This window comes from Gordonia sp. SID5947 (genome assembly GCF_009862785.1).
Taxonomy (GTDB): Bacteria; Actinomycetota; Actinomycetes; order Mycobacteriales; family Mycobacteriaceae; genus Gordonia.
Genome location: NZ_WWHU01000001.1, coordinates 1177630 through 1191521, shown reverse-complemented (window position 1 = coordinate 1191521; position 13892 = coordinate 1177630). Strand labels below are relative to the sequence as shown.

General features: G+C 67.5%; 15 protein-coding genes. 6 read left to right on the top strand and 9 right to left on the bottom strand.

Annotated elements, in window-relative coordinates:
* Window position 1 precedes the first annotated feature (1 nt).
* Together GTV32_RS05545 and GTV32_RS05540 are read right to left on the bottom strand one after the other, a co-directional pair.
* A complete protein-coding gene (locus GTV32_RS05545) occupies window positions 2-1021 on the bottom strand; it encodes a sigma-70 family RNA polymerase sigma factor (RefSeq protein ID WP_161059276.1) in 1020 nt (339 codons plus the stop codon).
* Window positions 1022-1177: 156 nt separating this feature from the next.
* Window positions 1178-1630 (bottom strand): DUF3099 domain-containing protein, encoded by a 453-nt coding sequence (locus GTV32_RS05540; RefSeq protein WP_161059275.1) that lies wholly within the window; start codon window positions 1628-1630, stop codon window positions 1178-1180.
* Window positions 1631-1769: 139 nt separating this feature from the next.
* Here GTV32_RS05540 and GTV32_RS05535 point away from each other — a divergent pair, with 139 nt between their 5' ends.
* A complete protein-coding gene (locus tag GTV32_RS05535) occupies window positions 1770-2039 on the top strand; it encodes a DUF3039 domain-containing protein (RefSeq protein ID WP_161059274.1) in 270 nt (89 codons plus the stop codon).
* 10 nt (window positions 2040-2049) lie between these two features.
* Here the strand turns inward: GTV32_RS05535 and GTV32_RS05530 are convergent, their stop codons facing one another.
* Entirely contained in the window at window positions 2050-3402 is a 1353-nt protein-coding gene (locus GTV32_RS05530; RefSeq protein WP_343287433.1) for a YhjD/YihY/BrkB family envelope integrity protein, read from the bottom strand.
* A 299-nt stretch (window positions 3403-3701) separates the two neighbouring features.
* Between GTV32_RS05530 and GTV32_RS05525 the strand changes: the two genes are divergently transcribed.
* Window positions 3702-5471 carry a DEAD/DEAH box helicase gene (locus tag GTV32_RS05525; RefSeq protein ID WP_161059272.1) on the top strand — a complete coding sequence of 590 codons (1770 nt, stop codon included), beginning with the start codon at window positions 3702-3704 and terminating at the stop codon, window positions 5469-5471.
* Between the two features lie 91 nt (window positions 5472-5562).
* On the opposite strand, the gene GTV32_RS05520 is transcribed toward GTV32_RS05525, so the two are convergent.
* Together GTV32_RS05520 and GTV32_RS05515 are read right to left on the bottom strand one after the other, a co-directional pair.
* Window positions 5563-5769, bottom strand: a complete 207-nt coding sequence (locus GTV32_RS05520; RefSeq protein WP_161059271.1) for a hypothetical protein — start codon at window positions 5767-5769, stop codon at window positions 5563-5565.
* Window positions 5770-5980: 211 nt separating this feature from the next.
* Window positions 5981-6940 carry a sulfite exporter TauE/SafE family protein gene (locus GTV32_RS05515; RefSeq protein WP_161059270.1) on the bottom strand — a complete coding sequence of 320 codons (960 nt, stop codon included), beginning with the start codon at window positions 6938-6940 and terminating at the stop codon, window positions 5981-5983.
* 299 nt (window positions 6941-7239) lie between these two features.
* Between GTV32_RS05515 and GTV32_RS05510 the strand changes: the two genes are divergently transcribed.
* On the top strand, window positions 7240-7602 hold the full coding sequence (locus tag GTV32_RS05510; protein WP_161062363.1) for a DUF952 domain-containing protein: 363 nt from the start codon (window positions 7240-7242) through the stop codon (window positions 7600-7602).
* A gap of 19 nt (window positions 7603-7621) precedes the next feature.
* On the opposite strand, the gene GTV32_RS05505 is transcribed toward GTV32_RS05510, so the two are convergent.
* Together GTV32_RS05505 and GTV32_RS05500 are read right to left on the bottom strand one after the other, a co-directional pair.
* Window positions 7622-9073 (bottom strand): RNA polymerase sigma factor, encoded by a 1452-nt coding sequence (locus GTV32_RS05505; protein ID WP_343287220.1) that lies wholly within the window; start codon window positions 9071-9073, stop codon window positions 7622-7624.
* 183 nt (window positions 9074-9256) lie between these two features.
* Complete coding sequence (locus GTV32_RS05500; RefSeq protein WP_161059268.1) at window positions 9257-10045, bottom strand: ROK family protein; 789 nt, start codon at window positions 10043-10045, stop codon at window positions 9257-9259.
* Window positions 10046-10212: 167 nt separating this feature from the next.
* Here GTV32_RS05500 and GTV32_RS05495 point away from each other — a divergent pair, with 167 nt between their 5' ends.
* A complete protein-coding gene (locus GTV32_RS05495) occupies window positions 10213-11115 on the top strand; it encodes an inositol monophosphatase family protein (RefSeq protein WP_343287219.1) in 903 nt (300 codons plus the stop codon).
* Between the two features lie 40 nt (window positions 11116-11155).
* Here GTV32_RS05495 and cei read toward each other — a convergent pair whose 3' ends face one another.
* Window positions 11156-11872, bottom strand: coding sequence for an envelope integrity protein Cei (gene cei / locus GTV32_RS05490; protein WP_161059267.1), 717 nt, complete (start codon window positions 11870-11872; stop codon window positions 11156-11158).
* A 445-nt stretch (window positions 11873-12317) separates the two neighbouring features.
* Between cei and GTV32_RS05485 the strand changes: the two genes are divergently transcribed.
* Entirely contained in the window at window positions 12318-12617 is a 300-nt protein-coding gene (locus GTV32_RS05485; RefSeq protein WP_161059266.1) for a DUF4193 domain-containing protein, read from the top strand.
* A 92-nt stretch (window positions 12618-12709) separates the two neighbouring features.
* On the opposite strand, the gene GTV32_RS05480 is transcribed toward GTV32_RS05485, so the two are convergent.
* Window positions 12710-13294, bottom strand: a complete 585-nt coding sequence (locus tag GTV32_RS05480; RefSeq protein ID WP_343287218.1) for a DUF3093 domain-containing protein — start codon at window positions 13292-13294, stop codon at window positions 12710-12712.
* Between the two features lie 22 nt (window positions 13295-13316).
* Here GTV32_RS05480 and dut point away from each other — a divergent pair, with 22 nt between their 5' ends.
* A complete protein-coding gene (gene dut / locus GTV32_RS05475) occupies window positions 13317-13847 on the top strand; it encodes a dUTP diphosphatase (RefSeq protein ID WP_161059264.1) in 531 nt (176 codons plus the stop codon).
* The last annotated feature ends 45 nt before the right edge of the window (window positions 13848-13892 follow it).

Below are 13892 nucleotides of genomic sequence, written 5' to 3'. Positions count from 1 at the left end.
ATCAGCTGGCATAGGCGCGCAGGCGTTCGGCACGCTCGCCCTGGCGCAGCTTGCCCATCACCTCACGCTCGATCTGCCGTACCCGTTCGCGGGAGAGCCCGAACATGCGGCCGATCTGATCGAGGGTGCGCGGCTGGCCGTCGTCGAGGCCGTAGCGCATCCGGATGACCTGCTGCTCGCGTTCGTCGAGCGTCGCCAGCACCGAGCGGATGTCGGAGTGCAGCAGACCGGCGATCACGGCGTTCTCGGCGGAGGTCGCCTCGGCGTCTTCGATGAAGTCGCCCAAAGGCGCTTCCTCGTCGCTGCCGACCGGCATGTCGAGACTCACCGGGTCACGACTGTGGTCGAGCAGGTCGGCGATCTTCTCCGCCGGGATGCCCGACTCGCTGGCGAGCTCGTCGTCGGTGGCCTCACGGCCGAGTTGCTGATGCAGTTCGCGCTTGATCCGAGCCAGCTTGTTGACCTGCTCGACGAGGTGGACGGGCAGGCGGATGGTGCGGCTCTGGTCGGCCATGCCGCGGGTGATGGCCTGGCGGATCCACCATGTCGCGTAGGTCGAGAACTTGAAGCCCTTCGCGTAGTCGAACTTCTCCATCGCGCGGATCAGACCCAGATTTCCTTCCTGGATCAGGTCGAGCAGGGGCATCCCGCGACCCGTGTACCGCTTTGCCAGCGAGACGACCAGACGGAGGTTGGCCTCGAGGAGGTGCGATCGGGCCGACTCTCCTTCGCGGACGATGATCGCGAGATCACGCTTCCGCGTCGCCGACAACCGCTTCTTGGTGGCCAACAGATGCTTGGCGTAGAGGCCTGCCTCGATCATCTTGGCGAGTTCGACCTCCTGCTCGGCGTTGAGCAGGGCGGTACGGCCGATGCCGTTGAGATAGACGCGAACGAGGTCGGCGGCCGGGGACTGTGCATCGAGATCCTGCTCCGTCATCGCGGGGCGGGTGCGGGCGGAAGTGGGATCGTCGGCGAATCCAGTAGTCGTGGTCGGGCGTGAAACTGTCGAGCGTGACATTCGGCCTCCTGACTTGAGTGCGTTCATGAGGTCCAACGCGTTCGGTGGGGTGAAAGTTCCCGGGGGTTCCCGCGACGCCGTCGTCGGAGACCGGGATGACCAGCGATTTCGGCAGGTCGATTCAGGGGGTTACATGAGAAGTTGCTGAGAGTGTGGTCAGCGGGTGCCGTGATCCGGGTCGTCGTCCCGCAGGCCGTCCGGCGTGTCGACGGTGGTGTCGACGACCCGGGGTCTCGGGGTGTTCTCCAACGACATCTGTTCGACGACGGAGTGGTCGGCGCCGTACTTGTACTGCGGTGCCTCGCCACGCTTGCGTGGCGGACGATCGTTGGCGATCAGGACCGCGACCCAGGGGATGGGGATCGAGATCGCGACGATTGCGAGGGCGAGCAGACCGTTGCCGGTCGAGCTGTAGACGATTCCGGCGATCACCAGCGCGGGAACGCGAAAGGCCATCAGCGTCAGATACTTGCGCACTCGCCTGCGTTGCTGGTCCTCGAGCGACTGCTGTGCGTCGGTGATCAGGAAGGCGTCGCGGTCGTGGCGGTGCGGTATCCGGGCACCATCTGTGCCCGTGCCCCCGCGTGCCCCGGATCCGTCGCCAGCCATGAATCCACTGTCCCACTTTCGGGAGTGGATTGCACCGTCGGGATCCCCCGCGGCCGCGGGCCTGCGGGATCGGACCGGCCCGGTGGCCGACGACCGGCGCGGCTGGCCGCGGACACCGGGTGTGTCGCACAATGGACCCATGGGAACTCAGACGATCGAGCGGCCGGACCTCGACGAACGGACCGATGTCGACGAACGGCCGGACGCCGACGCCACCGACCATGGTGATGACGACCGCCCCAAGTTCTTCCACTACGTGAAGAAGAACAAGATCGCCGAGAGCGCCGTGATGGGTAGTCATGTGGTCGCGTTGTGCGGGGAGACCTTTCCGGTCACCCGTTCCGCCAAGCCGGGTTCGCCGGTCTGCCCGAAGTGCAAGAAGATCTACGAGCGGATGAAGAAGGGCTGAGCGACGACGATCAGCCGGCCTGCCCGTCGTCGGGTGGTCGGGATCGTGTCGATCGTGTCCGGGCCGGTCGCTCTCGTCCGGTCTCCGGATCGTCGGGGTAGCGGCCACGCCGGATCGGGCCGGAGGCCAGCCGGTCGGGCAGCGTCTTGAGTTGACCCGTGATATCGGAGGTCTGCGAGGAGACCCACTCGCGTACCTGGGTGGACGCGGCCGGTTTGGCAGGCCAGAGGGACTGCACCGCCGCGTTGAACTCGGCGCCGACCACGATCGCGAACCCCAAGAAGAACGCGAACAGCAGGAAGGCGATCGGGGTCGCCAGGGCCCCGTAGGTGTAGCCGGCGCGGGTGATCGCGGTCAGGTAGATCCGCAGGATGTAGCTCGCGATCCAGAAGAACACCCCCGCCACCACGGCGCCGCCGACGAGGCGGTGCCAGGGCAGAGGATTGGGCAGTGCCAGGTGGTAGAGCGTGGTGAGAACGATCAGCATCAGTGCGGCGACAAAGGGGAAGTAGCCGTAGTCGATCAAGTGGGTGACGATCGGATCCCACGATTCGGGCACGATCTCGTGCAGATAGTTGGGACCGAGCGCGACGAGCGGGAGCAGGAACACCGCGATGACCAGGAATGCCACGTAGAGGAACAGGGCGAAGAAGCGCTGCCACACGGGATTTCGTACCTGATGCTGGTCATGCGCGCGCACGATCGATGCGACGAAACAGGAGACCGCCGACGATCCGGCCCACAGCGAGATGACGAAGCCGGCCGAGATCACCACGACGCGACCCCGTCCGAGCACGTTGTCGACGGTGGGTTTGATGATGTCGCCGACCACGTTGTCGGAGAATGTGCGGTTGGCGAAGGCGATGATCCGTTCGTAGATCACGTCGACGGTGTCGGGGCCGAACCATCCGGCGATGTAGCCGACGCTTCCCAGAATCCCGAGCACCAGCGGCGGTAGCGAGAGCGCCTGCCAGAAGGCGGCCTGGGCGGCCCAGCCGACGATGCCGTCGTCCCAGGCCTTCTTGATCGTCCGCCACACCAACCGGTGCAGATTCGGTAGCACCGGGGGCCCCGGAGAGCGCGAGAACTCCACTGCCGGGTCGTCGTGCCCGGTGGGCGGGCGGGATGAGGCGTCGTCGAGCGGCGGGCGACCGGTGCGTTCGCGCTCGAGCGCCTCCGAGGCGGGTTGCGGTTCGCGAGGGCGAGACGGCCTCGGCTCTGCCGTGCGACGGCCAGTCGGCGTGGTCGGCGGTGCGGGGCCGAAGAGCGGGGTGGTCGGAGTGTTCTGACCGGGTGTGCTGCTCGCGTTGCCGGGGTTCCGCGCATAGGACGCACCCGCCGACGACGAGCTGTCCTCGGGTATCGGTACGGGGTTCCGGTTGCGACTGTTTATGGGTCCAGCATCCCTGATCACGCACGGAAGCGGGTGACCGGTCCCGGCGTGGTGTGTGGTCGGTCGCCCAGGCCGCCGGCGGACGGGACCGTCTGCGTCACACCGCGCGACCGAGTGCGCGTCGCCCGGGCCGTCGTCAGCGGCCACCGGTAACATGTCGGAGGTCCCCTTGAGTGTGCGGATGGATCGGGAACCGAGCGACCGGGCCGGGCGAAGATCGCGTGCACGAGGGGATGTTTCATGCCCCCGGAACGTGGTGTCCGGCCCCGATGACAGGTGTCAGGAGCAGTGCAGGAGTGACTTCAGCAGCCCAGGACCCATCCGCCGACGACGAGGTGGCCGTCGCGGCAGGCCCGGCGCTACGCGCCTGGCAGCGGCGCGCACTGACGAAGTACCTGACACGCCGTCCCAAGGATTTTCTCGCGGTGGCCACACCCGGCGCCGGGAAGACCACCTTCGGGCTCCGGGTGGCGCGCGAACTGCTGGACGATCGGACGGTCGAACAGATCGCCGTCGTCGCGCCGACGGAACATCTGAAGCACCAGTGGGCGGAAGCGGCTGCCCGGGTGGGGATCGCACTCGACTCGCGGTTCAGCAACTCGACGGGCCAGACCAGTTCCGACTATCACGGGGTCGCTCTCACCTATGCGCAGATCGCGGCGCATCCCACCCGGCATCGTGTGCGGACCGAGAACCGGCGGACCTTGGTGATCCTCGATGAGATCCACCACGGTGGTGACGCCAAGTCGTGGGGCGATGCGATCCGGGAGGCCTTCTCGGACGCGACGCGCCGGCTGGCATTGACCGGCACCCCGTTCCGCTCCGACGACTCGCCGATCCCGTTCGTCACGTACGAGCCCGAGGCGGGCGGGGTCTTGCGGTCCAAGGCCGACCACACCTACGGCTACGCCGACGCGCTCGCCGACGGCGTGGTCCGTCCGGTTGTCTTCCTCGCCTACAGCGGGCAGGCGAGCTGGCGGACCAGCGCGGGTGAGGAGTTCACCGCGCGACTCGGCGAGCCGTTGTCGCAGGAGCACACCGCACGGGCGTGGCGGACCGCGCTCGATCCCCACGGCGACTGGATTCCCGCGGTCCTCGAGGGTGCGCACACGCGGCTGCGGCAACTGCGGGCGGGCGGTATCCCGGACGCGGGTGGACTGGTCATCGCCACCGACCAGACGACGGCGCGAGACTACGCCGAGCTGCTCACGGCGATCACGGGCAAGCGACCGACCGTCGTGCTCTCCGACGACCCCAAGTCGTCGTCGCGCATCGCCGAGTTCTCGGCATCCGACGACGAATGGATGGTCGCGGTGCGGATGGTGTCGGAAGGCGTCGACGTGCCGCGACTCGCGGTCGGTGTCTACGCCACCAGCGCCTCGACGCCGCTCTACTTCGCACAGGCGATCGGACGCTTCGTACGATCGCGGCGTCCGGGCGAGACAGCGAGCGTGTTTCTGCCATCGGTGCCGGTGCTTCTCGGGCTGGCCAGCGAGATGGAAGCCCAGCGCGACCACGTGCTGGGCAAACCACATCGGGAGAGCGAGGGCCTCGACGATGCGCTGCTGATCGATGCGAACAAGCAGAAGGACGAGCCGGGCGAGGACGAGAAGGCGTTCGAGTCGCTGCACGCCGACGCCGAGCTCGACCAGGTCATCTTCGACGGTGCGTCGTTCGGAACGGCCACCTTCGCGGGGAGCGAGGAGGAGTCCGACTACCTGGGTCTCCCCGGCCTGCTCGACGCAGACCAAGTTCGCGCCCTGCTGCGTAAACGACAGGCCGAGCAGGTGTCTGATCGCACCGCCGCGGCGGCGGTCGATACGCCTGCGGCCGCGCCGAGTCCACGTCCTGCGGGGGAGAACCTGCACGCGTTGCGCAAGGAGCTCAACGGCCTGGTCGCGATGCATCATCACCGGACGGGCAAGCCGCACGGGATGGTGCACAACGAGCTACGAACGCGGCTGGGCGGACCCCCGACGGCGATGGCGAGTGCTGATCAGCTGCGTGAACGGATCGCCGCGCTGCGCGAATGGCGCTGAGAACACACAGAGAAGCGTGAATGAGCGGGACCCGGATATGCGACGACCCGGCCGGATCTCCCGGCCGGGTCGTCGCGGTTGCTGGTATCGATCAGACCAATTCGCTCGCGGACTCCACGACCGTGGCGGACAGCTCGACGAGCTTCGCCTCGTGTTCGTTGAAGTGATGACGGCAGAAGAGAAGCTCTCCGCCCGCGGGCAGTACCGCCCGAACCTTGGCGGCTGCGCCGCAGCGGTCACAGCGGTCGGCAGCAGTGAGCGGCATGGAGATCGGGGATGTGGTGGCGGTGTCTGACATATTTCCTCCGTCCCGGTCCGGCGGATCCGTCCGAGGTCGGTCGCCTTTCCCTTCGTGAGCCGACACATCGGTCTGATGCGTCGCCCTCACCATGTCAGACGTTTGGGGGTTTCGTATTGTTCCGAGAGCCCGCTCGGGTGTGTCGTCACTCACCCGTAACACGGCGAGGCACGACGGCAACAAATCCGCACCGACATGTCACTGTCGGCGGTCAGCCGGTGGGTGCGACGGTGTCGACGGCGGCGGGTGTCACCGCGACCTGACGCTCTTCGCGGGCCCGGCTGATCGCGTCCGAGGACTCGTTCTCCCGGTCGCGCAGGTACTCGCGCAGCGAATATGCGAACGCGCTGGCCCAGATCACGACAACCGCCACGTAGATGGTTGCCTGGACCCCGGCCGGGACGTCGACGAGGTCGCTGCGCAGCAGCGAGCGGGTGTTGGTGAGCACGATCAGGCCGCCGACCGACGCTCCGAGCAGTCGCGGCGGGATGTGGCGCACCAGCCAGGCCGCGATGGGAGCCGCGATGATGCCGCCTACCAGGATCGCACCGACCCACGCGAAGTTGATGCCCTGGGAGCCGAGACTGAACAGGAAACCGAGGCTCGCGGCGACCGCGATGATGAACTCGCTTGTGTCGATCGAACCGATGACCTTGCGCGGCTCGAGTCGACCGCTGGCGAGGATGGCGGGCGTCCCCACAGGCCCCCAGCCTCCGCCGCCCGTGGCGTCGACGAACCCGGCGATCAGGCCGAGAGGGGAGAGGAAGCGCTTACGGAGCGGTTTGCCGAGGTGGTGGCGAGGGATGCCCTGCAGTGTGAAGCGGGCGAGGATGTAGATGCCGAGAAGCAGCAGGATGACGGCCATCAGCGGGGCGGCGGCCTCGGTTGACAGATTCGACAGGACCGTCGCACCCACGAAGGCGCCGATGGCGCCGGGTATCGCGATCCGGCGGACCACCTTCCAGTCGACGTTGCCGAAACGCCAATGGGCGACGCCGGAGACCAACGTGGTCCCGATCTCCGCCAGGTGGACGGTGGCCGACGCGGCGGCCGGATTGGTGCCGACCGCGAGAAGCAGTGTGGTGGTGGTCACCCCGTAGGCCATGCCGAGGCTGCCGTCCACGAGTTGTGCGGCGAGGCCCACGAGGCCGATCAGAACGATGGTGCGCATGCGGTGAGACTTTCGATTCAGGTGGCGGCGGGGAGCGGGACACGCGCGTCCATCGGGGTTGGCCCGGTACCGGACAGCGCGGTCGGGGACGCGCCGCGGCGACCGTCAGACGAACGGGCCGCGACGCCGCGGACACAGCATGGACGCCACCCGGAGGAGGTCGACGGCGCGTCGGGTCACCAGCATGCGGAGAATCGTAAGGCGCGCCGACCGGAAGCCACGCATCCGCCACGTCCGCGGAATCCGGCCGAGTACAACTCTTGACAAGACGTCGTTCGCGTGGGTACTCCGCAGGGATGATGTCGGACGAATCCGCTGGCGTGTTGCTGCATCTGTGCACCCATGGTGAGTGGGCCGAGGCGCGCCGCTCGGGGTTTCGCAATCCATCGTCGGTGGCCGACGACGGCTTCATCCATCTGTCCACACCGGATCAGGTGCATCTACCCGCGAATCGACTGTTCGCCGGGCGTGACGACGTGGTGCTCCTCGTCATCGACGCGGACCGGTTGTCGGCGCCTGTGGTGTGGGAGCCAGGGGCGCCCGACGACCCGGAGAGCATGCGCTTCCCACACCTCTACGGTGCACTGCCCACCGACGTCGTCGTCGAAGCACGGCCGTACACGCCGAACGCGGACGGCGCATTCGCACCGCCCGCGTTGTGACGCTTGAGTCCCGTTCGGATCAGTCCAGGTAGTCGCGCAGCACCTGGGAACGCGACGGGTGCCGCAACTTCGACATCGTCTTCGATTCGATCTGGCGGATACGCTCACGAGTGACGCCGTAGACCTGACCGATCTCATCGAGGGTGCGCGGCTGTCCGTCGGTCAGACCGAAGCGCAGCCGGACGACGCCGGCCTCGCGCTCGGAGAGCGTCTCGAGCACCGACTGCAGCTGATCCTGGAGCAGGGTGAAGCTCACCGCGTCGACCGCGACCACGGCTTCGGAGTCCTCGATGAAGTCGCCGAGCTGGCTGTCGCCCTCGTCACCGATGGTCTGATCGAGCGAGATGGGCTCCCGGGCGTACTGCTGGATCTCCAGCACCTTCTCCGGCGTGATGTCCATCTCCTTGGCGAGCTCTTCGGGAGTGGGCTCGCGACCCAAATCCTGGAGCAGCTCACGCTGGATACGACCGAGCTTGTTGATGACCTCGACCATGTGCACCGGGATGCGAATGGTGCGGGCCTGGTCGGCCATCGCACGCGTGATCGCCTGCCGAATCCACCACGTGGCGTACGTGGAGAACTTGTAACCCTTGGTGTAGTCGAACTTCTCGACGGCGCGGATCAGACCGAGGTTGCCTTCCTGGATCAAGTCCAGGAAGGCCATCCCGCGACCGGTGTAGCGCTTGGCCAGGGAGACGACGAGGCGGAGGTTCGCTTCGAGCAGGTGATTCTTTGCCCGGTTGCCGTCGCGCGAGATCCAGTTCAGGTCGCGCTTGGACGCCGTGCTGAGCTTGTCGCCGGAATCGACGATCCGGCGCAGTCGCTCGGTGGCGAAGAGTCCTGCCTCGATGCGCTTGGCGAGCTCGACCTCTTCTTCGGCGTTGAGCAGCGCGACCTTGCCGATCTGCTTGAGGTAGGCCCGGACGGAATCGGCGGACGCGGTGAGCTCGGCATCCTTGCGGGCCTGTCGCAGCGCTTCGGACTCGTCCTCGTCCCAGACGAAGTCGCCTGCGGTCTTCTCTTTCTCCTCCGCGGCCTGCTTGCCCTTGGCGGCGGACGGTTTGCCTGCTCCGCCTGCGGCGGGGACGACCACCGTCTCCTCGGGATCGTCGTCGGTCTCGGCGTCTCCGCCGTCGGCCGCGTCGTCATCGTCATCGTCGTCGTCGACGGCGATGTCGTCGATCACCACGTCCTCATCGAGTTCGCCGTCGGGGGCGTCGATGTCGTCGATCGTGCCGGTGCCGTCGAGGTCCTCGTTCGACTCGACGTTGTCGGCATCGGACGGCTTGGCGGCTTTCTTGGCTCCGCGCTTCGCCGGGGCCTTCTTTGCCGCCTTCTTGGCGGCTGCCTTGCGGGCAGGGGCCTTCTTGGCCGCCTTCTTTGCGGGTCGCTTCGCCGGCGCGCTCTCCGTGGCGGTCGTCGCGTCTGTCGAATCGTCGACGTCGGCCTGGCGGGTCTGGGTGGCTGCCACGTACAACCTTTCGGAACTGACTATCGTGAATCTCTCACGGCGGCATACGCCGACGCGGATCAGGGCTTGATTTCTCGGTGCGTGATCACCGGTGAGGACCATTGTAACGACATCGGTCCACCGAATGTGACAAAGGCCAGGTCAGTGAGTTGTGGGCGTGCCGCCGACGGTCCACAGCCGGACTCAGGTGCGAAGACCGGCATCGACGGCCATCGCGGCACCGACGATACCCGCGGTGTTGAGCAGGGTCGCCGGCACAACGGGCGTCTTGTTGGTGAGGTACGGGATCCACTTGTCCGACTTGCGACTGATCCCGCCTCCCACGATGAAGAGCTTCGGCCAGAGCAGCGCCTCGTACGCCTCGAGGACATGCGAGAGCTTGTGTGCCCACTTCTCGTAGGACCAGCCCTTGTCCTCCTTGACCTTCGAGGACGCTCGATGCTCGGCCTCCTTGCCGTCGACGATCATGTGGCCGAGCTCTGTGTTGGGTACCAGGGTGCCGTTGATGAGGATGGCGGTCCCGATCCCGGTGCCGAGGGTGAGGAGCATGACGACGCCCTCGATCCCCGCACCGCCGCCGTGGCGGTCCTCGGCCATCCCGGCCGCGTCGGCGTCGTTGAGCACCGACACGGTCCTGCCCGACAACGCGGAACTGAAGAGTTCGTAGACGTCGGTCCCGATCCAGCCCTTGTCGATGTTGGCCGCAGTGCGCATGGTGCCGTCGGTGATGACGCCGGGCAGGGTGATCCCGACGGGGCCGGTCCAGCCGAAGTGGTCGACCACCTCGGCGACGCCTCCGGCAACGGCGTCCGGGGTCGAGGGTTGCGGGGTCAGCACCTTGAACCGATCTCCGACGAGCAGGCCGGTGTCGAGGTCGACCATTCCGCCCTTGATGCCGGAACCGCCGACGTCGACCCCGAATCCGAGATTTGCCCCGGCTCGGGTGGTGCTCGCTACCTCGGCGTCGGTCATGTCGAATCCTCTCTGATCCACCCATCGGGAAATGGCGCGATCTCAAGGCTATCCAGCCCGCCGGGACCGTGCTCGGGGTCGATGCAAAGTCGTCACCCAGTGCACGGCCCTCGTTCAGGATCGAGCCCCCGTGGGCAGAACACGCACGGGTGTGCTCACATAGGGGCGTGACGGATCATCCCGGGCCAGAGGTCCTCGAGCGCGTCGCGATCGACGTGGCGCAACGCGCGGCCGACCATGTGCGGCGACGACGGCCAGAGCTGTTCGGTCCACGGCCGGGCCACGATCCGCACGCGGTCCGCGCCGAGAGCGACGCCCCGGACGAGGACGCGGCAGCGGTCAGCACCAAGTCGACACCGACCGATCCGGTGACCCTCGCCGATACCGAGACCGAACAGCTGGTCCGCGCGGAGCTCCGATCGCGCCGCCCCGGGGACGAGATCCTCGGCGAGGAGGCCGGTGGCACCGTCGACGTCCCTTCCGGGGTGCGGTGGGTGGTCGATCCGATCGACGGCACGGTGAACTTCATGTACGGCATCCCCGCGTACGCGGTGTCGGTCGCGGCCCAGATCGACGGACGCTCGGTGGCCGGAGCCGTGGTCGATGTGGCGCGCGCGATCACGTATTCGGCCGCTCTCGGTTGCGGCGCATACGTCGACGCGGGCGACGGACGGATCGAGCTGTCCTGCAACCCCATCGGTCGCCTGGATCTGGCGCTGGTGGCCACCGGGTTCTCCTACGACGCGGACCGCCGCGCCACCCAGGGCGCGATCATCGCCGAGATGCTCCCGCAGGTGCGCGACATCCGACGCGTCGGTGCGGCGGCACTCGATCTCTGCATGGTGGCCAGTGGCGCGGTCGACGCGCATTTCGAGCACGGGCTCAGTCCGTGGGACTGGGCCGCCGGTGGATTGATCGCCGCCGAGGCAGGCGCGCACGTGCTCACTCCGCCCCCCGACTCTCGGTCGGGTGACGGCCATCCGACGATCGCCGTGGCGCCGGGTATCGCCGACGATTTCCTACGGCTCCTCGATGGTCTCGGGGCACGAGGTTTGATGCCGTCCGCCTGATGCCGTCCGCCCGGTGCAGCCGGTCGGAAGCCGTTGCGCGTCAGCAGGACGCCGAGTGGACTGCCTTGACCAGGGTGGGGTCGGCGCCGGTCCGCGGGTCCTTGGGATCCGCCGATCGCAGCGCCTCGAGTGCGGCCTGCGCATCCTGAGACTGTTCGCGCCCCTCGTAGTACTTGCCCAGCGCGACGTCGACACCCGTGCCCTGGCGTCCGTCGTCGACGAGTTGGGCGCACGGCAGGGCCAGCCAGACGGCGGCGGCACTCGCTTTGCCCGCCGGACCGAAGCGGATCTGCGCGTAGCACGACAGATCCTGGTTGGTGTAGACCGTGTCGTCGCCGTACGGCGCGTCGGGAGCCGGATTGAACCCCTGGCCGGTCAGGTCGTCGGAGACCGATCGTGCCGCGCCGCGCTGCGACGACGCGTTGAGCACCCGGACCTGGAAAGTGGACAGGGCGGCGGGGGCCACGGCGAGCATCTCGTCGCGGTCGGCAGGTGTGACCGTGGTGGGCGCAGGCGTCGGTGCGGGCATTCCCGGATCCGGCGCCGCCACCCCGGATGGCTGCGCAGATGCCTCGGTGGGCTGGTTGCAGTTGGTGGGCACCGCCACCGGGCCCGAATCGGCGAGCGCCACCGCCCAGGTGATCAATCCCGCGATCAGCAACACCACGGCCAGGATGATGGCCGGGCGGAGTCGGCGACGACGAAACGGGCGACCCTTGGAGTCGACCGAGGATCCCGATGTTAGCTGCGACACCACCGTGAACTGGCTCCTTCTCCGACACCCGACCTTGGCGCCCACTGTAAACGGTGCCGATCCGCGCGACGCGCAGGCAGGCCGTGAGCCCGGATAACGCCTGGACAGAGCCCCTGTCCGACGCGTTCGGGCCAGGGATTCGGCATGGTCGGCTCATTCGGGCGGACGCGCCGGGAATGATCGAGCCGAGGAGATCGTTGACCGAGCCACACCGGTGGACTAAGCTTCGGGCGCCCGCCCCTCCAACCAGTGGGGGGCGCGCAGATTGAATGTGATGAAGATCACTCCGATCTGCAGGGTTCTGGGTAACGAATTGCACCGGTCACGACGTTGTAGAGACGCCGCCGGCAAGACAATCCCGGCGGGCTCGCGCACCTAGGTTTGTTCGGTCACAAGCCGACATATCCGAGAGCGCCCCTCACACTCTCTCTAATAGGTAAGGCACACAATGGCTACTGATTACGATGCGCCACGACGCACAGAGACCGAGGACATCAGCGAGGATTCGCTCGAGGAGTTGAAGGCGCGTCGCAGCGAAGCCCAGTCCTCGGCAGTCGATGTCGACGAGAGCGATACGGCCGAATCGTTCGAGCTGCCGGGTGCGGATCTCTCCGGCGAGGAACTGTCGGTGCGGGTGATCCCCAAGCAGGCCGACGAGTTCACTTGTACGAGCTGCTTTCTCGTCTACCACCGCAGCCGTCTCGCGCGCGAGAACGGCAATTCGATGATCTGCGTCGACTGCGCCTGAGCCTCGACGAGGAGGCGGGTCGCGTTGCCGATCCCGCCTCCGACGGTCAGTCGGCAATGCCTCCGACGGTCAGTCGGCAATGCCTCCGACGGTCAGTCGGCGATACCCGCCTCGGCGGCCGCGTCCGGTAGGTCGAGCGCCGCGAGCAGCGCCGACGGATTCCGGGTCGACACGAGCCAATACGGTGTCGGGTCATCGGGATCGTCGAGCACCAGCAGCACCATGGTCTTGACCCATGCCTTGTGCATGAGGAACGCGGCGGGATCGAGTTGGCGGCCCAGCGCGGCGCTCTTGGCGGTTGCCGGCACAGTGGCGCCACGCGCGATGACCGTCCGCGGAAGGCGTGCGCGTCCGGCGTGCAGTTCGCGGTCCGGGGTCACCCGGACCGACGCGCGGCCGAGTGACCACAACATCCACGCGCACAGCAATCCGACCACCACATAGCCCGCCACGCTCCAGGCCGAGCGGTGCGCCGACAGCTGGATCTCGTAGCCCAGCACGCCCGTGACGACCGCCGCGGCCACCCACCACCACCACGGCACGTGGAGTCGTTCGTGGAAGCGATCAGAACCTGAGTTCTCTTCTCCCGCTGATCGGTGTGCGTTGCCGGGAACCTCGACGTGATCGTCGCCGGATGACGGATCGGCCGGATTCTCAGGTGATGCTGGAGGAGTCACGCGACCAGCGTAGTCTGCCCTCGTGACGCCGAAATCCTCCGCCGCGGCATCTGACCGGCCGGCCCCGATCGGGGCGTTGCGGGTCCGCCGACTCGACCCCGACATCCCGCTGCCCACCCGTGCGCATCCCGGCGACGCGGGGGTCGACCTGTGTTCGACGACCGACCTCGAGCTGGCGCCGGGTCGCCGCCAGCTCGTCGGTACCGGACTCGCCGTGGCATTGCCGGTCGGAACCGTGGGGCTGGTACATCCGAGGTCTGGGCTGGCCGCGAGGGCGGGACTCTCGATCGTCAATGCGCCCGGCACCATCGACGCCGGATATCGTGGCGAGATCAAGGTGTGTCTGATCAATCTCGATCCCGACGAGTCGATCTCGATCGCGCGGGGGGACCGCATCGCCCAGTTGTTGGTCCAGCGTGTCGAACTGCCCGAGCTGGTCGAGGTCGACGAGCTCGACGACACGAGTCGCGGGTCCGGCGGTTATGGCTCCAGCGGCGGGCATGCGGTGCTGGCGGAGGCACTTCCGGAGATCGACGGCGATCCCGGTCCGTGATGCGACCGACGACCGGCCGACCGACGATGCGCTCGGTGAGCGAAC